This is a genomic window from Streptomyces cyaneochromogenes (assembly GCF_003963535.1).
Taxonomy (GTDB): domain Bacteria; phylum Actinomycetota; class Actinomycetes; order Streptomycetales; family Streptomycetaceae; genus Streptomyces; species Streptomyces shaanxiensis.
The window spans coordinates 3,924,683-3,943,709 of record NZ_CP034539.1; the positions used below are offsets into that span (position 1 = coordinate 3,924,683).

Consider the following 19,027-nt stretch of genomic DNA (forward strand, 5'->3'; position numbering starts at 1 on the left):
CCCCCGTGGCGCCCGCACGACTGGAGAGGCCTGACGGCCGGAAATGGTTGCGCTTTCTACAAACTCACAGGATTCGCAGGACGCGCAGGATTCACGGGACGCACGAGCGTCCCGCGCACCTCAGAGGTTGCCGCGCTTGGCCTGCTCCCGCTCGATCGCCTCGAACAGCGCCTTGAAGTTGCCCTTGCCGAAGCCCATCGAGCCGTGCCGCTCGATGATCTCGAAGAAGACGGTCGGACGGTCCTGGACCGGCTTGGTGAAGATCTGCAGCAGATAGCCGTCCTCGTCACGGTCGGCGAGGATCTTCAGCTCACGCAGGGTCTCGACGGGGACGCGGGTGTCGCCGACCCACTCGCCGAGGGTGTCGTAGTACGAGTCCGGGGTGTCGAGGAACTGGACGCCGGCCGCGCGCATCGTGCGGACCGTCGCCACGATGTCGTTGGTGTTCAGCGCGATGTGCTGGACGCCCGCGCCGCCGTAGAACTCCAGGTACTCGTCGATCTGGGACTTCTTCTTGGCGATCGCGGGCTCGTTGATCGGGAACTTGACCTTGAGCGTGCCGTCGGCCACGACCTTCGACATCAGCGCGCTGTACTCGGTCGCGATGTCGTCGCCCACGAACTCCTTCATGTTCGTGAAGCCCATGACCTTGTTGTAGAAGCCGACCCACTCGTTCATGCGGCCGAGTTCGACGTTGCCGACGCAGTGGTCGATGGCCTGGAAGGTGCGCTGGGCGGGCGGCTCGACCATCGGCGCGACGGCGACGTAGCCCGGCAGGTACGGGCCCTCGTAGCCCTTGCGCTCGACGAGGGTGTGGCGGGTCTCGCCGTACGTGGCGATGGCGGCCAGGACGACGGTGCCGTGCTCGTCCTTCAGCTCGTAGGGCTCGGTCACCGAGCGGGCGCCGTGTTCGAGGGCGTAGGCGTACGCGGCGCGCGCGTCCGGGACCTCGATGGCGAGGTCGATCACCCCGTCGCCGTGCTCGGCCACGTGCTGGGCGAGGAAGTGGCCCCAGGTCGTGGCGGGCTTGATGACGGAGGTGAGGACGAACCGCGCGGAGCCGTTCTCCAGCACGTAGCTCGCGGTCTCGCGGCTGCCGTTCTCCGGTCCGGAGTAGGCGACCAGCCGCATGCCGAAGGCGGTCGAGTAGTAGTGCGCCGCCTGCTTGGCGTTGCCCACGGCGAAGACGACCGCGTCCATTCCCTTGACCGGGAAGGGGTCGGCCTGCCGGGCGGTGTCGGGAGTGTGGTGTGTGGTCTGCGTCATAGGCGCAGCCTCACTCCCGCATGGCAAGGTGCGCAATAGTTCGCTCGTTCACTGGGCAATATGACCAGTGCAGTGCCCGTTTCTGCAGGCTCTCTGTACAGGATGACCACCGAGACTCAAGAGAAGGAGCAGGCTGCTGTGGCGATCGATCATCTGGACGGGCGGATCATCGTGCTGCTTGCGCGGGAGCCGCGGATCGGGGTGCTGGAGATGTCCCGGCGGCTGGGGGTGGCCCGCGGGACGGTGCAGGCGCGGCTGGACCGGCTTCAGTCGAACGGAGTCATCCGCGGATTCGGCCCGCAGGTGGATCCGGCCGCGCTCGGCTATCCGGTCACCGCCTTCGCCACGCTGCAGATCCGGCAGGGACAAGGGGCCGACGTACGGGCCCACTTGGCGACCGTGCCGGAGGTGCTGGAGCTGCACACGACCACCGGGACCGGGGACATGATGTGCCGTCTCGTGGCGCGCTCCAACGCCGATCTCCAGCGTGTGATCGACCTGGTTGTCGGCTTCGATGGGATCGTCCGGGCCTCCACGGCGATCGTGATGGAGAACCCCGTCCCGCTGCGGATCATCCCGTTGGTGGAGCAGGCGGCGGAGGACCGGGCGAACAGCTAGCCGCTACCTGGTGGGGTGAGTCCGCGTGACCTTCTGGGAGTACCTGGGCAACCGTCACCAACAGCTGCTCGCCGACGCCTACCAACACGCCAGCGCCGTCTTCCAGTGCATGGTCGTGGCGACCCTGCTCGGGGTGCTGATCGGTGTCGCCACCTACCAGAGCGGATGGGCCGGCAACCTCGCCACCCTGTCCACCTCGACCATTCTGACCATTCCGTCGCTCGCCATGATCGGTCTGCTCATCCCGGTCGTGGGGCTGGGCGTACCGCCGACGGTGATCGCGCTGACGCTGTACGGGCTGCTGCCGATCGTGCGCAACTCGATCGTCGGCCTGCGCGGGGTCGATCCGTCGCTGGTGGACGCGGCCCGGGGCATCGGGATGTCCCGGCTCGCCCGGCTGCTCAGGGTGGAGCTGCCGCTGGCCTGGCCGCCGATCCTCACCGGGATCCGGGTCTCGACGCAGATGCTGATGGGCATCGCGGCGATCGCGGCGTACGCCTCCGGCCCCGGGCTGGGCAATGTGATCTTCCGCGGCCTCGCCTCGCTGGGCAGCGCGAACGCGCTCAACCAGGTCCTCGCCGGCACGCTCGGGATCATCGTCCTGGCGCTGCTGTTCGACGCCGCGTACGTCCTGATCGGACGGCTGACCATTCCCAGGGGGATCCGTGTCTGAGACCAGCGGCCAGGACGGTCATGCCGACGGTCATCACGGTGCCTCCATCGAGCTGGAGAGCCTGACCAAGCGGTATCCCGGCAGTCCGCAGCCGGCCGTGGACAACGTGAGCATGGAGATCAAGGCGGGCGAGGTGGTCATCTTCGTCGGCCCGTCGGGCTGCGGGAAGTCGACCACCCTCAAGATGATCAACCGGCTGATCGAACCGACCGGTGGCCGCATCCGCATCGGCGGCGAGGACGTCACCGACATCGACCCGGTGAAGCTGCGCCGCAAGGTCGGCTACGCGATCCAGTCCGCCGGGCTCTTCCCGCACATGACGGTCGCGCAGAACATCGCCCTCGTACCGAGGATGATCGGCTGGCCGAAGCCGCGGATCCGCTCGCGGGTCGAGGAGCTGCTCGACCTGGTCGGCCTCGATCCGGGCGAGTTCCACGGCCGCTATCCGCGTCAGCTCTCCGGCGGCCAGCAGCAACGGGTGGGCGTGGCAAGGGCGTTGGCCGCCGATCCCCCGGTCCTCCTGATGGACGAGCCGTTCGGCGCGGTCGACCCGATCACCCGCGACCACCTCCAGGACGAGCTGATCCGGCTCCAGCACGAGCTGCACAAGACGATCGTCTTCGTCACGCATGACTTCGACGAGGCGATCAAGCTCGGTGACCGTATCGCCGTGCTGCGCGAACGGTCGCACATCGCTCAGTTCGACACCCCGGAGGCGATCCTCACCAACCCGGCGGACGACTTCGTGTCCGGGTTCGTGGGCGCGGGCGCGGCGCTGAAGCGGCTGAACCTGACCCGCGTACGGGATGTGGAGATCACCGACTACCCGACGGCGAGCGTCGACGACCCGCTCCAGGAGATCTTCAACCGGCTGCGGGCGAGCGGGACGAACGAGGTGCTGCTGCTCGACCGGCGCGGGCGGCCGTACAAGTGGCTCAGGCGCGGCGACATGATGCGGGCCAAGGGCTCGCTGGCGCGGGCGGGCACGCTCGTGCACGACACGGTGACCCGGGACGCGACCCTGCGGGACGCGCTGGAGGCGGTGCTGACGGACAGCGCGGGCCGGGTGGCCGTGACCGGGCGGCGCGGGGAGTACACGGGCGTCGTCGACATGGAGACGCTCATGAACTCCGTGCACGAGTTGCTGGAGGCCGATCGGCTGGAGGCGCTGGAGGCACAGCACGAGCTGGAGACGGCCCGGGCCGACCGGACGCATGCCGAGCAGGAGGGCGACGGAGGGGAGAAGAAGGCGTGAGCGCTCCCGAGGCCCCCGACCTGAAGGCGACGGAGGGGGAGACGGGCGAGGAGACGGGCGTGGAGTCGGAGTCGGGCGTGGAGTCCGGCGCGGAGACCGCGCAAGCGGCCCCCGCCCCGCCGAGGGCGCCCGCGCGGAGGGTGAGCTGGCAGAAGCTGACCTTCGTGCCGGCCTTCCTCGTCGCCATGCTGCTCGCGACCTGGCTGTGGTTCCAGCAGGCCGACCTCGACCCGGTTTCCGAGAACGCGCTGTCGAACGGCCAGGTCTCGCAGGCCCTGTGGGAGCACGTCCAACTCACGGTGATCTCCACGTTCTTCGTGCTGATCATCGCGATCCCGCTGGGCATCCTGCTGACGCGGCGGGCGTTCCGCAAAGCGACCCCGGTGGCCATGGCGATCGCCAACATGGGCCAGGCGACCCCCGCGATCGGCCTCCTCGCCCTGCTGGTGATCTGGCTGGGCATCGGCCGCCGGGCCGCCCTGATCGGCATGATCGCCTACGCCGTCCTGCCCGTGCTGTCCAACACGATCGCCGGCCTCAAGGCGAACGACCCGACCCTGCTGGAGGCGGCACGCGGCATCGGCATGTCCCCCACGGGCGTGCTGACCCGGGTGGAACTACCGCTGGCGGTCCCCCTGATCCTGGCTGGCGTACGCACGGCCCTGGTCCTCAACGTCGGCACGGCGACCCTGGCGGTCTTCGGCGGAGGCGGCGGCCTGGGCGTCCTGATCACAGCCGGCATCACCAACCAGCGCATGCCGGTACTGGTCCTGGGCTCAATCCTCACGGTCGCCCTCGCCCTGTTGGTGGACTGGCTGGCATCACTGGCGGAAGTACTCCTGCGGCCCAGGGGGTTGGAGACGTGAAGCGGCGGGTGGGCGGTGTGGGGCGGCGGGCGGCGCTGCGGGGGACGGGGCAACCGGCGGCTCCGGGGGCAGCGGGGTGGGGCGCAGCCGTGTCGGTGGCGGGGCGACGGGCGGCGCTGCCGGTGGTGGGGCGGCGGATGCCCCTGCGGGCAGGGCGGTGGCATGCGGCCATGCCGGCGACGGCGCGACGGGCGGCTCTCCGGGTTGCGGGGCGGCGGATGACCCAACAGGCAGCGCAGTGGCATGCGGCCATGCCGGCGACGGGGCGACGAGCGGCTCTCCGGGTTGCGGGGCGGCGGATGACCCAACAGGCAGCCCAGTGGCATGCGGCCATGCCGGCGACGGGGCGACGAGCGGCGCTGCCGGTGGTGGGGCGGCGGATGACCCAACAGGCAGCCCAGTGGCATGCGGCCATGCCGGCGACGGGGCGACGAGCGGCTCTCCGGGTTGCGGGGCGGCGGATGACCCAACAGGCAGCCCAGTGGCATGCGGCCATGCCGGCGACGGGGCGACGAGCGGCTCTCCGGGTTGCGGGGCGGCGGATGACCCCGCAGGCAGCGCAGTGGCATGCGGCCATGCGCACAGCGAGGCGGCGGATGGGGCTGCTGCCGTCAGCGGGGCTGCGCATCACCCTGCGGGCAGCGAAGCCGCATACGGCTCCGCGGGCAGCCAAGTGGTGGGCGACCCTGCGGGCAGCGAGGCCGCGTATGGCCGCCCTGTCGGCCGCGCAACGACGTACGAACGTGCCGACGGCGAAGCCGCAAGCCGCCCTGCCGGCGACGACTTGGCGCACGACCCCGCAGGCACCGCGGCCGCAGACGGCCCTGCCAGACACACAACGACGTACAAACCTGCCGCCGGCGAAGCCGCATACCGCTCCACCGGCGGCGACTTGGCGCACCACCCCGCCGTCAGCCCAGCGGTACACCACCCGGCCGTCGGCGGCGAAGCCGCATACGACCCCGCGGACAGCGAGTCGGCACGCGGCCCCGCAGGCGCCGAGGCCACACACGGCCCCGCCGGCAGCACAACGGCGTACCACCCCGCCCGCAGCGAAGCCGCACACGGCTCACCCGGCAGCGAGCCGGCGCACAGCCCTCTCGGCAGTGAGGCGGCGCACGGCCCTGCTCGTGGCCGGGGTGCTGGTGGTCGCGCCGGGCTGTGGTCTGACCAGTGGCTCACCCATGGTCGACGACGTGCGGCCCGGCACCATCGGGCAGGGGGAGCCGCTGAAGGGGGCCGAGCTGACGGTGACGTCGAAGTCGTTCACCGAGCAGCTCATCCTCGGCGCGATCATGGGCATCGCCTTCGAGGCGGCCGGCGCGCAGGTGCTCGACCGCACCGGCATCCAGGGCTCGATCGGCAGCCGCGAGGCGGTGCGCAAGGGCGACGCGGACGCCGGGTACGAGTACACGGGCACGGCCTGGATCACGTACCTGGGCCGCAGCGAGCCCATCACCGACCCGCACGAGCAGTGGGAGGCGGTGCGCGAAGCCGACGCGAAGAACGGGGTGACCTGGCTGGCGCCGTCCGCACTGGACAACACCTACGCCCTGGCGATGAACCGGGAGAACCACAGGAAGTACCGCACGAACGACCTCTCCCAGGTCGCCGCGCTGTCCAAGTCCGACCCCACCGCGGTGACGCTCTGCGTGGAGGTCGAGTTCGCCAACCGGGCCGACGGGCTGCCGGGCATGCAGAAGGCGTACGGGATGGACGTGCCGACGAAGAACATCACCCAGATGGACACCGGGATCATCTACACCCAGGCCGCGAAGGGGAGTTGCGCCTACGGCGAGGTCTTCACGACGGACGGCCGCATCAAGTCCATGAACCTCGTGGTCATGGACGACGACAAGCACTTCTTCCCCAACTACAACGTCGCCCCGATGATCAACACCAAGACCCTGAAGAAGTGGCCGGCCATCCCCGAGGTGCTCGACCCGATCACCAGGAAGCTGAACAACACGGTGGCGCAGGACCTGAACGCGAAAGTGGATGTGGACGGCGAGGATCCGCATCAGGTGGCGCTGGACTGGATGAAGGCGGAGGGGTTCGTGAAGTAGGGCCACGTGGAGCAGAGACACCCAAACACGGCCACCGAAGCACGGCCACCGAAGTACCGCCACTTGCAAAGAAGTTGATGCAAAGGAGTGCTTGCAAAGGGTTCTTTGCAACGCTACCTTTGCATGCATGACGGAGCCCGACCGGCCCAAGGTCCACGACCTCGACGCCCGTTCCCTGCGCGGACTCGCCCACCCCCTGCGCATGCGGCTGCTCGACGCCCTGCGCTTCGGCGGGCCGGCCACCGCCTCCCAGCTCGCCGGGAAACTGGGCGAGTCCAGCGGAGCCACCAGCTATCACCTGCGCCAGCTCGCGGCCCACGGCTTCGTCGAGGACGACGCCGAGCGGGGCAAGGGGCGGGAGCGTTGGTGGAAGGCGGCCGTGCAGGGACTGCGGTTCGACGACGCCCTCCTGCACGACCCCAACCCCGAGGTGCGCGGGGCCGCCGGCCTGTATCTGCACGAGGTCGCCACCACGCAGAACCGCGAGCTGTCCACCTACCTCGGCACCCTCGCGCAGTGGTCGGAGGCGTGGAACGGAAGCACGGACATGAGCAGCATGACGCTCCGCCTGACCCCGCGGCTCGCGAGCGAACTGACCCGCAAGATGCACGAGTTGGTCGACAGCTACCGCGATCTGCCCGACGTCGAGGACGCCCCCGACGCGACCACCGTCCGCGTGCAGACCCGCGCCTTCCCCCTCAGCACGGACTGAAAGGCAGCCGCCCCGATGCAGCACCCCGAGACCAGCCTCGCCCTGCACCACGTCCGCGCCGCCGACCTCCGCGCCCAGGCCGACGCCCACCGCCTGGCCGCCCGGGCCAGAAAGCCGTACGACATCCGGACCCGCCTCGGCTGGACCCTCGTCGAAGTCGGCCTGCGCCTCGCCACGCCGGCGGTGCGGCGGCCGGCGCTCGTCTCCTAGCAGCTCGGAATCGAGCCCTTCCCCGACTCCAGCGCCTCCAGCGCGCTCACCGCGCCCTTGAGCGTGGTCACCGGGATCAGCCGCAGCCCCTTCGGCAGTTCCGCCTCCGCGTCGGAGCACTCCGCCTCGGGGACCAGGAAGACCGTCGCCCCGTCCCGCTTGGCCGCCTGCGTCTTCAGGGACACGCCACCGACCGCGCCGACCTTCCCGGCGGCGTCGATCGTGCCCGTACCGGCGATGGTGCGTCCGCCGGTGAGGTCGCCGCCGTCGCCGTCGCCGTTCAGCTTGTCGACGATTCCCAGGGAGAACAGCAGGCCGGCGCTGGGGCCGCCCACGTCGGCGAGCTTCAGGGTGACCTTGATGTCCTTGTCGGTGAGGTCCAGGTAGTTCAGCGCGGCCTCGGTCGCGGCGTCCTGGGACTCCTTCATCTGCTCGGTGTTGTACTTCTCGATCTCCTGGGTGCTGCGGCCGCTCGGATAGACCGAATCGCGCGGCATGACCGCCTTGTCCGTACGGAACCAGGCGTCGACCACGTCGCCGAGCGTCACGTCCGTGTCGGGGGACGTGGCCTCGATGGTCGTCATCCTCAGCTGCCCACTTGTGTCCCGGGTCGGCGCACCGGAGATGGTGATCACCGGGTCGCCCTTGTTCTCACCGAGCACATCGGCCGTCAGCCCGGGCTGCGTCAGCGAGAACGGCAGCGGCGCGAAAGCCGCCGTGGCGAGCAGAGCCACGACCGGCAGGGCGCAGACGGCGACGGCCCGGGGGCGCGTGAGACGAGAGAACACGGGATCAATCTAACGTGACGGCGAGTTCCGGCCAGGCGCAGGTCGGAGCTGCCAAGGTTGCCCCATTCAGGTCACGTACGGGTCTCGTCAGAGGGCCGTGTACAGATCTCTGCGCCCCATGGCGAAGCGCCGCAGCGCCTCCGGCAGCGGCTCCACCCCGATGCCCGGCGACCGCGGCACCGGCAGATGCCCGTCGACCAGCACGAACGGCTCCGTGATGTCCTCGGCGAAGTAGCGGCTGGACGCCGACGTGTCCCCGGGGAGCGTGCAGCCAGGCAGGGCGGCGAGCGCCAGGTTCGGCGCACGGCCGATACCGGTCTCCAGCATGCCGCCGCACCACACCGGCACCCCGTGCGCGTGCGCGACGTCGTGCACCCGCCGGGCCTCCAGGTATCCGCCGACCCGCGCGGGCTTCACGTTCACCACCCGGCAGGCGTCCATCGCGATCGCGGACGCGGTGTCCCGGGCGTTGTGCAGGGACTCGTCGAGGCAGACGGGCGTCGCGAGGCGCTGCTGGAGGCGGGCGTGGGCGTACAGGTTGTTCTCCGCGAGCGGCTCCTCGATCAGCAGCAGCCCGAACGCGTCCAGCCGCCGCAGATGCTCGGCGTCCGCGAGCGTGTACGCCGTGTTCGCGTCGACCTGGAGCGGCAGGTCCGCCCCGAAGCGCTCGCGCACGGCCCGTACCGGCTCCAGATCCCACCCTGGCTCGATCTTCAGCTTGATCCGCACATACCCCTCGGCGAGATACCCCTCGACGGCGTCCAGCAGCTCACCGACGCTCTCCTTGATCCCGACCGACACCCCGGCCGGCACCCGCTCCCGCACCGACCCGAGATACGTGGCCAGCGGCATCCCGTACGACCGCAACTCCGCGTCGAGGACGGCCGTCTCCAGCGCCGCCTTCGCCAGCTCGTGCCCCTTGATCCCGTCCAGCACCGGGGCGAGGTGGGCCGTGCCGAGCACGGGGAGGGCGGCGACGCGCGGCAGCAGGAAGTCGCGCAGCACGATCTCCGCGCCGGCCACGAACTCCGAGCAGTACAGCGGCTCGGGGTCGCCCGCGAACTCCGACCAGCCCTCGGCCGCGTCCGTGACGACGTGCAGCAGGAAGGTGTCCTTCGTCGTCATCGTGCCGAAGGAGGTACGGAACGGGCTGACGAGGGGGATCGCGACGTGGACGATCTCGACGCGTTCGAGTTTCACGCGGAAGCCTCCCGGCGGGTGAGTGTGTACCAGCCGTCCCGCGACATCCCCGTCGCCGTGAACCCGTCCGCGAAGGCCTTGGTGAACACCTCCCGCACGGCCCGCCGCCAGCGCAGCGCGAGCGCGGGATCGGCGGCCCGCAACGCGACGATGTCGTCCGGAACGCGACACCATATGTACCGGTCGTCGAGGTCACGGCGGGCGAGCGCATCGCCGTCGGGGGCGGTGTGGGTGGCGGGGGCCGCACGGCGGTCGCCCACCTGGCCCGCTCGCCCGCCCGCCCGGCCCGTTCGTTCGCCCGCCGAATCCGTCTGTCCGTACGACGGTGACGGCGCCGTGAGGTCCCAGGTCACCGCCAGCCGGTCGCTCTCGTCGCCGTCGTTCACGCCGTCGGTCATGGGGCCGTAGAAGTCGACGAGGTAGTCGGTCCCCTCGGCGCCCAGCTTGACCAGGTTGAAGCGGGCGTTACGGCCGACCAGCGGATCGAAGGTCCAGCGCATGGTCCGGGCGCCGTGCTCCAGGGCCCACGCCCGCTGGGCCTGCTTGACCTGGAACCCGAGCCCCCGGTCGGCGGCGGTGAGCAGGGAGTACGTCCCTCTCGACGCGGGCGGCCCGAACACCGCGACGGACGCCCCGGCCAGCCTCTCCCCGTCGTACGCCGCATGCACCGCCCCGCCCGCGTGGGCGAGGCTGTTCAGTGTCTCGGGCAGTAACGGCGGAGCGCTCCGGGGCGACTCCCATACGTCGCAGAAGAAGTCGGCGACGGCGGCGAACCCGGCGACGTCGTGGACGGTGCGGATGCTGAGTGAGGTCATGAGTCGAGTGTCGGAGCCGACGACGGCCCCGTACAGGGCGCGTGCCCGACGGACGGCCGCACCCTGTACACCTCTGCGCGGACCTCAGCGCAACGCTTCGGCGACCTCCCGGGCCGCGTCGACCACCCGAGGCCCCACCCGTTCCGGCACCGCGTCCGCCAGCATCACCACACCCACGCTGCCTTCGACGCCCGTCACCCCCAGCAGCGGCGCGGCCGCACCGCTCGCGCCCGCCTCCAGCTCACCGTGGGTCAGGGTGTACCCGGGCTCCTCCGCCGGCTGCCGCCGGGCGGCGAGTATCGCCCGCCCCGCGGCCCCGCGGTCCAGCGGGTGCCGGAAGCCGGCCCGGTAGGCCACGTGATAGTCCGTCCAGGTCGGCTCGACGACGGCGACGGCCAGCGCCTCCGCTCCGTCCACCAGCGTCAGATGTGCCGTCGCCCCGATGTCCTCGGCCAGCGAACGCAGCGCCGGCAACGCGGCCTCGCGGACCAGCGGATGCACCTGCCGCCCCAGTCGCAGCACCCCGAGCCCCACCCGGGCGCGGCCGCCCAGGTCGCGCCGTACGAGGGCGTGCTGTTCCAGCGTGGCAAGCAGCCGGTACACGACGGTCCGGTTCACGCCCAGTTTGTTGGAAAGCTCGGTGACGGTCAGCCCGTGGTCCGTATCGGCCAGCAGCTTGAGGACACGCAGTCCTCGGTCGAGCGTCTGAGAGGTCTCCGCGGTCACGACGCCCACTCCTTAGGGGTGAGGTCGGCGGCCCCCTCACGGCGGATGCGTCACAGAGTCCCGTCCGTGACGCGCTTTCAGAGGCCGCCGATCGGCCCGCGGCCCGGCCTGTACCGAACCGCGTCGCTTCACGGCTGCGCTCCGCGGCGGCGCTGCCACGGGGCGTGTGCGTAGCGGGACATTAGCGAAGCCGGTTCGCTGAGCGGAAGGCTCCGTCCAGAATCCGGGCAGCGAGGGGTACGGACCGCTCCCGTTCGTCCTGATACGTACGGCGCGCGCCCCCGGCACTGCGCCGGGCATCACCTCATCCGGGTGGCCCACTCCTGCACCTTGGCGATGCGCTGCCGCAACTGCCCCGCCGTCGCCTCCGCGCTCGGCGGCCCCCCGCACACCCTCCGCAGCTCGGTGTGGATGACCCCGTGCGGCTTACCGCTCTGGTGGACGTACGCGCTGACCATGGTGTTCAGCTGCTTGCGCAGCTCCATCATCTCCTTGTGGGAGACGACGGGGCGCCGCTCGGCCGGCAGCTCCAGCAGGTCGGCCTCGGAGTCCGGCTTCTTGCGGCTGTGCGCTATCTGCCGTGCCTGCCGCTTCTGCAGCAGCATCTGCACCTGGTCGGGTTCGAGGAGTCCCGGAATGCCGAGATAGTCCTGCTCCTCCTCGCTCCCCGGGTGGGCCTGCATGCCGAACTCGGCGCCGTCGTAGAGCACGCGGTCGAAGACGGCCTCGGACTCCAGCGCCTCGAAGGAGAACTGCTCCTGCTCGCCGGTGTCCTCGTCCTGCTCCTTGTTCGCCTCCTCCATCTCCTTCTCGGACTCGGCGTACGGGTCCTCCTCGCCCTCCTTCTTCGGCTTGTCGAGGGCGTGGTCGCGCTCGACCTCCATCTCGTTGGCGAAGGTGAGGAGATCGGGGACGGTCGGCAGGAAGACGGACGCGGTCTCGCCGCGCCGCCGGGACCGTACGAAACGGCCGACGGCCTGTGCGAAGAAGAGGGGGGTGGAGATGGTGGTGGCGTACACCCCTACCGCCAGCCGCGGAACGTCGACGCCTTCCGACACCATGCGGACCGCGACCATCCAGCGGTCGTTGCTGCCGCTGAAGTCGTCGATCCGCTTGGACGCGCCCGTGTCGTCGGAGAGCACGAGGGTCGCCCTGGACCCCGTGATCTCGCGGATCAGCTTGGCGTAGGCGCGGGCGGAGTCCTGGTCGGAGGCGATGACCAGGGCGCCCGCGTCCGGAATGGCCTTCCTGACCTCGGTGAGCCGCTGGTCGGCGGCGCGCAGCACGCTCGGCATCCACTCGCCGCGCGGATCCAGCGCCGTACGCCACGCCTGGCTGATCGCGTCCTTGGTCATCGGCTCGCCGAGACGGGCGGCGATCTCGTCCCCGGCCTTGGTCCGCCAGCGCATGTTGCCGCTGTAGGAAAGGAAGATGACGGGCCGCACGACATGGTCGGCCAGCGCGTTGCCGTAGCCGTAGGTGTAGTCGGCGGCGGACCGCCGGATCCCGTCGTTCCCCTCCTCGTACGTGACGAAGGGGATGGGGTTGGTGTCGGACCGGAACGGCGTACCGGTGAGCGCGAGCCGTCGGGTGGCCGGCTCGAACGCCTCCAGGCAGGCCTCGCCCCAGGACTTGGAGTCACCGGCGTGGTGGATCTCGTCGAGGATGACGAGGGTCTTGCGCTGCTCGACCCGGTTGCGGTGCAGCATCGGCCGGACACCGACACCGGCGTACGTCACGGCGACGCCCTGGTAGTCCTTGCCGAGCGGACCCGCGCTGTACTCGGGGTCCAGCTTGATGCCTATCCGCGCGGCCGCCTCCGCCCACTGCTTCTTCAGGTGCTCGGTCGGCGCGACCACGGTGACCTGCTGCACGACATGGTGGTGCAGCAGCCAGGAGGCGAGGGTGAGCGCGAAGGTCGTCTTCCCGGCGCCGGGCGTGGCGACCGCGAGGAAGTCACGCGGCTGCTCCTGGATGTACTTCTCCATCGCCCCCTGCTGCCAGGCACGCAGCTTGCTGGCGGTGCCCCAGGGGGCGCGGCCGGGGAAGGCGGGGGAAAGGTGGTGGGAGGAGGAGGCGGCGGTGGTAGTCACGGTCTCCGGAGTGGGTAGGGCGGCTCGGCTGGGTATGACAACCGGGCCACCCTACCGGCGGCCCGGTGGTGTCGATGCTCGGACGAGGCCGCGTCACGCACGGGTGGGACCGACGTCACAACTGCCGCAGCCGCCCCGCGATCACGGAGATGTCGCTCTCGTCCCCGGAGGCGACATCGATGACCAGGTCGTACGCGGTGTCCTGGTCGCAGCCGGCGAGATCGACGCCGTTGACGCCGAGGAAGGTGGCGGCGGCCAGCCAGGCCGTGCGCTTGTTCCCGTCGACGAGCGGGTGGTTCGTCGCGATGGCATGCAGCAGCGCGGCCGCCTGCTCGTACAGGTCCTCGTAGGCCGCCGTCCCGAACATGCGGGCGCGTGGGCGGTGCACGGCGGAGACGAACAGCCCGGTCTCCCGCACCTCGGGGGCATGCCCGCCGAAGGCGATCCGGGCGATCGTCGTGACCTCCGCGACCGCGAGGTACCTGGTCATTCGCCGAGCCTGCGCAGCAGATCGGCATGCGCGGCGGCGAGCAACTCCGCCGTGACCGCCACCGGTGACGACTCCCGCACCAGTTGATGCAGTACGGCGTCCAGCGCGATGTCCTCGGGGAGACGGCCGGTGGCGTCCGCGAGGTCGTCGAGCTCGCGTCGCACGTCCGGCGGGAGTGGGATGGTGAGGTCGCTCATGCCTGTGACGATAAGAGCGAGCCGGGGAACCGGCGAACGGTTTTGACATCGCTCCGCCCCGAACACCTCACGCGCCGCAGGCCCTCACCGCTCCCGCAACCGCGTGGTCACCCAAGCCCCCACCAACGCCACCCCCGCCATCGGCAGGAACACCACCGCGAACGCCGCCGGATGCGAACCGGACGCCTCCGTCGCCGCATGGCTCACCGCGCCGCCACCCAGGGCCGCGAACGCGGCGCCGCCGACGGCCAGCAGGACGACGTTGGAGAGGGCGTCGGAGATCTGGAGGGCGGCGGAGTTGGTGCCGGCCTCCTCGGGGGCGGAGAGGTGGAGCAGGAGCACGCCGGCGGAGGAGATCACCAGCCCCATCCCGAAGCAGCCGAACGCCCATGCCACGGCGACGGTCCAGGCGGGCACGGAGTCGATCAGCACGCTCGGCGCGGCGGCGATGGAGGCCGCGACCAGCACCATCCCCACGGTCATCAGCCGTTCCCGGTACGGCTCCACCCGCGGCAGCGACTGCACCCACGACCCCAGCGCCCACGTCACGCCGCCCGCCGCGAGCGAGAACCCGGCGAGCGTCGGCGACAACCCCCGCTGGGTGACCAGCATCAGCGGCACGAAGGACTCGGCGGCGATGAAGGACCCCGCGGCGACGCCGCGCAACAGCACCACGGACGGCAACCCGCGGGCCGCCCGGTACGTGCCGCGCGGGAGCAGTCCGAGCACGGCCGGTACGAGGAGCGCGGCGCCGACGACGCCGGGGACGAGCGAGAGCCACCGCAGGTCCTGGGCGGCGTACTGCAGCAGACCCGCGCCGAGGGAGATGCCGAGGGCGAGCCGGATGCGCCGCCGGTCGAAGGAGGCGGGGCGGCCGGAGCCGTCGACCGGTCCGCCCGCCCGGCGCCGTATCTGCGGCAGAGCGAGCGCGAGCGGAAAGACGACAAGCACCGGAATCCCGACGAACACCCAGCGCCACCCCAGATGTTCGGTCACCGCCCCGGAGGCCAGCGGCCCCACGATCGACGGCACGACCCAGCTCGCCGAGAACGCCGCCATGATCGCCGGCCGCAGCCGCTCGGGGTAGGCCCGTCCGACGACGACGTACAGGGCGACGATGACGAGTCCCCCGCCGAGCCCCTGCACGGCCCGCCCGAGAATGAACAGCCACATGACCCCGGCGGTCCCGGACAGCAGCAACCCGGCGCCGAAGAACGCGATCCCCGTGGTCAGCGCCCCCAACGGCCCCCGCCGGTCCGACCACTGCCCCGCGAGCACCATCCCGAACAGGCTGGTGGTGAAGTACCCCGAGAACGCGAAGGCGTACAACGACACCCCGTCCAGCTCCCGCGCGGCAACCGGCATGGCCGTCCCGACGGCGGTCGCCTCGAAGGCGATGAGCAGCACGACCGAGACGATCCCGATGCTGAGGGCCCGATAGGACCGGCTCAGCACGGTCTCCTCGGACTCGGGGACCGGGGGGACGCCGGAACTCTTCGCGACACCGGTGTCACGCGGCTCAAGGACACTCATGCCCGCCAGCGTAAGGGCCACAACCCACTTTGACCCCTGTCGGGAGACGGCTCCGACCTGGGACCTTGGTCGTACGACCGGAGTTTCATGAACGCGGTATGGCAGTCCCGTTGCAGGGCCCGCGATTCCCTTGAGCCGCCCCCGGCCCCGCCCGTACGGTCGAACCACTGACCAAGGCGAACACCCGAAAGTCAGCGATGGCCGTGTGCCCGAGTGGTTCAGGGACTCGCCTGCAAAGCGAGTTACGTGGGTTCGATTCCCGCCACGGCCTCCAGAACAGCGCTACGGCCGACCACTGGCGGGTGGTCGGCCGGGTGCCCGAAGGTCTCCCCCTTCTCCCCCTCTTCTCCTCAAACGCCAGCACAACCCTCAGCCCCCTCCAGATGTCCAGAACATGACTGGACGGCAAAGCTCCGGTCGCCGTGCTTCCTGTTTGGACGAGGAGACCCACAGTGCGTCAGCACCTGCGCCCGCACCTCCGTACCTCGGCCGCCTTCGTGGCCGCTGCCGCGATCGCCGCGGCCGTTCCCGTGGCCGTCGCGCCCGCGGCGCAGGCCGAGGAGGGGGAGCCCTCTCTGGTGATCTCGAATCTGCCGCGTACGTCGCCCAAGCCCGGTGAGGTGTACGACGAGTCCGTCGTCGTCACCAACAAGGGCACCGCGGCCGCGAACGGCATCACCTTCCGGATCCGGCTGACCCGAGGGCTCGACTTCCCCGAGAACGTGGAGGGCTGCACCTACTCGACCATCGAGGACCAGGTCAGGCAGGCGCTCTGCGAGCTCGACACCGTCATCGAACCCGGCGCCTCGATCGAGACGCCCGTCCGGTTCAAGGCGCTGCCGAACGCGCTGATGGAGGCCGTCCAGTACGGCACCGGCCCCACCGGCGAGGCCCCGGGCGAGGGATTCGACAACAGTCACCTGCGGCTGACCCTGACCGCCGACAGCTCGGCCGACCTCGCCGCCGTCGGTGACGACACCGAGGCACTCGCGGGCGACAAGCAGTCCGTCACGGTGAAGCTCCGCAACGACGGCCCCGGCTGGATCCAGAACCAGGAGAGCGACGACCTGACCGCGCTCATGGTGCAGATCCCCAAGGGCACGGTCGCCGCCGAGGTACCCAAGGAGTGCTCGCCGTTCGGGATCGACGGGCCGTCCGCGCCCGGTGGGACGCCGCGCAAGGCCAAGTACGTCTGCCGGCCCGCCGACGCCACCCTCGATGTCGACGAGATCGCCTCCTTCACCTTCATGCTGGAGATCAAGGACGACGCCAAGACCACCACCGGCGAGGTGAAGGCGACCTCCATCTACGACATCCACCCGAAGTTCGACAAGAACCCCGCCAACGACAAGGCCCAGATCCGCATCGAGATCCCCACCGACTACGAGCCCGGCCCCTCCACCTCCGGCGGCTCCGGCACCGGCGGCGGTTCCACGGACGGCGGCTCCTCCACCGGCGGGAACGGCAACGACCCCGACGGCCAGTCCACCGGCGGCTCGGGCAGCACCGGCGGCTCGGGCAGCACCGGCTCCACCTCCACGGGCACCACGACCGGCGGCACCGGCTCCGTCGACGGCAACCTCGCCAGCACCGGCGCCGACGGCACCCCGCTCCTCGCCGGCGCCGCAGCCGCCACGGCGGCCCTCGGCGGTGTCCTGGTCATGGCCGTACGCCGCCGCCGCGCGACCGCCAAGTCCTCCTGACCACTGCTGTCCCTGAGGCCGGCGGCCAGAAGGAGCCGGCCGGTCTCAGGGGTACGGCGTCGTCCGTGCCACGTGCGCCTGGAGGAGACGCGCCGACTCGGTGAAGCCCTGGCGGATGTACGCCGGCACCGCCCGGGGTGAGGAGTGGACGGTGACCCGCTCCAACCCGAGCTCCCTCGCCCGGTCCAGAGTCTCGGTGATCAGCCGGCCGCCCAGCCCCGCGTCGCGCGCCTCGGGGACGACGTACACGCACTGCAGGTCACCGGACGCCCGGTGCAGCGCGTGCGGTGTCGGGACGCGGTGGACGACCGCCAGCCACGCCATGCCGAGGATCTCCGTGTTCCCTGTGCTCTCCCCGTCGCGGGCCAGGACCATGCAGCGGTGCGAGGCGGTGTTCTGTCCCGCCCAGGCGACGAAGTGGCGTACGAAGTCCTCGCGATCGACGTCCGGGGATGCCGGTGCGGCGCCGTCGTTCTCCAGGATCCACTGCCAGCGGAGTCCGGCGACGGCCGCCAACTCGCCGGGCTCGGCCGGGCGGACGGTGATGTCGTCCCTACGGTCGCCGCCCCCCGACCCCCATCCGGCATTCCCGGGTCGGCTCACCGCACGCCGCCGACCGACTCCAGCACCCCACTCGCCACGTCCCGGAACGCCTCCGTCCAGTAGTGCCGGCCGTCCCTGCCCGCCGCGGCGACGCCGGTCGGGTCGACCGTGGACAGGACCTGGAGCATCGTCATGGCCAGTTGGTCGTAGGTGTCGGTCGTCAGCTCGTGGCCGGACTCCTCGTCGATCGCCTGCTCGCGGTGGAGCAGCCAGAGCGTGAAGGCGAGCGTCGAGACGTCGGTGTTCAGGGGGAACAGCCTCGCCTCGGGTTCGCTCCAGTTAAGGACCGCGCCCGTCGCGCCGTCGACCACCAGGCTGTTGTCCTCGACGAGGAGGCCGAGGCGTATCAAGTGGTCGGCCCGATAGGGAAGTTCGGCCGAGGGGTCGACGTCGGCGTAGTACTCGGCCAGCGTCGGCAGCGGGACGTCCGTGTCGAGGTCGAGGGAGAACAGGTAGCCGTCCTCCGGCAGCCCGACCTCGCGCAGGAAGCGGCGGGTCGGCTCGTGCGTGAGCGTGGAGGGGAAGTCGACCTCCTCGAAGCGCACCATCCTGCGCGCGCCGAACTCCTGGTCCAGGAGGCGCCGCGGCAGGTCCAGGGCGAGCCCCGACTCTCCGGCCCGGCCCGCCACGAGCGCGAGCGGGCGGATCAGGGCCGCCATCTTCCAGAACGGCGCCGGCTCGCCGTCCGCGCCGTCCTCGAACACCGCCAGCAGGTGCCGGGAGGCCTCCGCGACCGCCTTCGGGCCGTACCGGCCGACGTAGGAGGCGAACTGGCCGCGCAGGCCCGCCAGTTCGTCCGTGGCCTCCGCGAAGCGGACCAGCGTGCGCAGGCACGGGGCCAGGGGACGGCGGTCCATCAGGTCGGGGCGGTCGTACAGGAAGTGCGTCGTCGAGATCTCGCCCGTCGCGCCGTCCAGCAGGACCGACTCCGTCTCCAGGGCGCCGGGGCCCAGGAGTCCGCCTATCACCAGCTGGTCCCGCAGCTCCGCTGCCAGCCGGTCGACGGGGCCGCACGTCGAGTCCGCCACCGTCCGCAGGCCCTCGCGGGACAACTCGGCGAAGCTCAACACGCCGCTGTCGCGGGGCAGTCCGACGCCCGTCAGCCATCGCCGCGACGACGCGTGCGTGACGTACGGATCCAGCTCGGTGTCGGTCAGGATGATCGCCGTATCACCGGCGTGCGTCGTGATCGTCGTGCTCATGGCTCCCCCGC

The 19,027-nt window shown here is 70.9% G+C and carries 19 protein-coding genes and 1 tRNA gene; 9 read left to right on the forward strand and 11 right to left on the reverse strand.

Annotated elements, in window-relative coordinates:
- Positions 1–120: 120 nt before the first annotated feature.
- A complete protein-coding gene (gene hppD / locus EJ357_RS17555) occupies positions 121–1,266 on the reverse strand; it encodes a 4-hydroxyphenylpyruvate dioxygenase (protein WP_126392576.1) in 1,146 nt (381 codons plus the stop codon).
- Between the two features lie 138 nt (positions 1,267–1,404).
- Here hppD and EJ357_RS17560 point away from each other — a divergent pair, with 138 nt between their 5' ends.
- From EJ357_RS17560 to EJ357_RS17590, 7 genes are all read left to right on the forward strand, one after another.
- A complete protein-coding gene (locus EJ357_RS17560; protein WP_126392577.1) occupies positions 1,405–1,884 on the forward strand; it encodes an Lrp/AsnC family transcriptional regulator in 480 nt (159 codons plus the stop codon).
- Positions 1,885–1,909: 25 nt separating this feature from the next.
- Positions 1,910–2,557, forward strand: coding sequence for an ABC transporter permease (locus EJ357_RS17565; RefSeq protein WP_126392578.1), 648 nt, complete (start codon positions 1,910–1,912; stop codon positions 2,555–2,557).
- Entirely contained in the window at positions 2,550–3,812 is a 1,263-nt protein-coding gene (locus EJ357_RS17570) for a betaine/proline/choline family ABC transporter ATP-binding protein (RefSeq protein WP_126392579.1), read from the forward strand. The genes EJ357_RS17565 and EJ357_RS17570 overlap by 8 nt, the downstream gene beginning before the upstream one ends.
- A gap of 77 nt (positions 3,813–3,889) precedes the next feature.
- On the forward strand, positions 3,890–4,678 hold the full coding sequence (locus EJ357_RS17575) for an ABC transporter permease (RefSeq protein WP_126399588.1): 789 nt from the start codon (positions 3,890–3,892) through the stop codon (positions 4,676–4,678).
- 1,106 nt (positions 4,679–5,784) lie between these two features.
- Positions 5,785–6,744, forward strand: coding sequence for a glycine betaine ABC transporter substrate-binding protein (locus EJ357_RS17580; protein ID WP_126392580.1), 960 nt, complete (start codon positions 5,785–5,787; stop codon positions 6,742–6,744).
- A 127-nt stretch (positions 6,745–6,871) separates the two neighbouring features.
- Positions 6,872–7,456: an ArsR/SmtB family transcription factor gene (locus tag EJ357_RS17585; protein ID WP_126392581.1), complete on the forward strand. Its 585-nt coding sequence runs from the start codon at positions 6,872–6,874 to the stop codon at positions 7,454–7,456.
- A gap of 15 nt (positions 7,457–7,471) precedes the next feature.
- Complete coding sequence (locus EJ357_RS17590; RefSeq protein WP_126392582.1) at positions 7,472–7,666, forward strand: hypothetical protein; 195 nt, start codon at positions 7,472–7,474, stop codon at positions 7,664–7,666.
- Here the strand turns inward: EJ357_RS17590 and EJ357_RS17595 are convergent.
- From EJ357_RS17595 to EJ357_RS17630, 8 genes are all read right to left on the reverse strand, one after another.
- Positions 7,663–8,454 (reverse strand): S16 family serine protease, encoded by a 792-nt coding sequence (locus EJ357_RS17595; protein WP_126392583.1) that lies wholly within the window; start codon positions 8,452–8,454, stop codon positions 7,663–7,665. The genes EJ357_RS17590 and EJ357_RS17595 overlap by 4 nt on opposite strands.
- A gap of 87 nt (positions 8,455–8,541) precedes the next feature.
- Positions 8,542–9,654 (reverse strand): o-succinylbenzoate synthase, encoded by a 1,113-nt coding sequence (menC, locus tag EJ357_RS17600; protein WP_126392584.1) that lies wholly within the window; start codon positions 9,652–9,654, stop codon positions 8,542–8,544.
- Complete coding sequence (locus tag EJ357_RS17605; protein ID WP_126392585.1) at positions 9,651–10,469, reverse strand: chorismate synthase; 819 nt, start codon at positions 10,467–10,469, stop codon at positions 9,651–9,653. The genes menC and EJ357_RS17605 overlap by 4 nt, the downstream gene beginning before the upstream one ends.
- An 84-nt stretch (positions 10,470–10,553) precedes the next feature.
- Positions 10,554–11,195 carry an IclR family transcriptional regulator gene (locus tag EJ357_RS17610; protein ID WP_126392586.1) on the reverse strand — a complete coding sequence of 214 codons (642 nt, stop codon included), beginning with the start codon at positions 11,193–11,195 and terminating at the stop codon, positions 10,554–10,556.
- Positions 11,196–11,494: 299 nt separating this feature from the next.
- Positions 11,495–13,288 (reverse strand): DEAD/DEAH box helicase, encoded by a 1,794-nt coding sequence (locus tag EJ357_RS17615; RefSeq protein WP_126392587.1) that lies wholly within the window; start codon positions 13,286–13,288, stop codon positions 11,495–11,497.
- A gap of 115 nt (positions 13,289–13,403) precedes the next feature.
- Entirely contained in the window at positions 13,404–13,778 is a 375-nt protein-coding gene (locus tag EJ357_RS17620) for a type II toxin-antitoxin system death-on-curing family toxin (protein WP_126392588.1), read from the reverse strand.
- The gene (locus tag EJ357_RS17625) at positions 13,775–13,975 is read right to left on the reverse strand and encodes a hypothetical protein (protein ID WP_126392589.1); all 201 of its coding nucleotides are present in this window, start codon (positions 13,973–13,975) and stop codon (positions 13,775–13,777) included. Before EJ357_RS17625 ends, EJ357_RS17620 begins: the two co-directional genes overlap by 4 nt.
- An 84-nt stretch (positions 13,976–14,059) precedes the next feature.
- A complete protein-coding gene (locus tag EJ357_RS17630) occupies positions 14,060–15,508 on the reverse strand; it encodes an MFS transporter (protein WP_126392590.1) in 1,449 nt (482 codons plus the stop codon).
- A gap of 199 nt (positions 15,509–15,707) precedes the next feature.
- Here EJ357_RS17630 and EJ357_RS17635 point away from each other — a divergent pair.
- Both EJ357_RS17635 and EJ357_RS17640 read left to right on the forward strand, forming a co-directional pair.
- Positions 15,708–15,782: transfer RNA gene (locus EJ357_RS17635), tRNA-Cys, on the forward strand.
- Positions 15,783–15,960: 178 nt separating this feature from the next.
- Positions 15,961–17,211: an LPXTG cell wall anchor domain-containing protein gene (locus tag EJ357_RS17640; protein ID WP_126392591.1), complete on the forward strand. Its 1,251-nt coding sequence runs from the start codon at positions 15,961–15,963 to the stop codon at positions 17,209–17,211.
- A gap of 45 nt (positions 17,212–17,256) precedes the next feature.
- On the opposite strand, the gene EJ357_RS17645 is transcribed toward EJ357_RS17640, so the two are convergent.
- A complete protein-coding gene (locus tag EJ357_RS17645) occupies positions 17,257–17,814 on the reverse strand; it encodes a GNAT family N-acetyltransferase (RefSeq protein ID WP_126392592.1) in 558 nt (185 codons plus the stop codon).
- Positions 17,811–19,016 (reverse strand): SUKH-4 family immunity protein, encoded by a 1,206-nt coding sequence (locus tag EJ357_RS17650; RefSeq protein ID WP_126392593.1) that lies wholly within the window; start codon positions 19,014–19,016, stop codon positions 17,811–17,813. The genes EJ357_RS17645 and EJ357_RS17650 overlap by 4 nt, the downstream gene beginning before the upstream one ends.
- Positions 19,017–19,027: the final 11 nt, after the last annotated feature.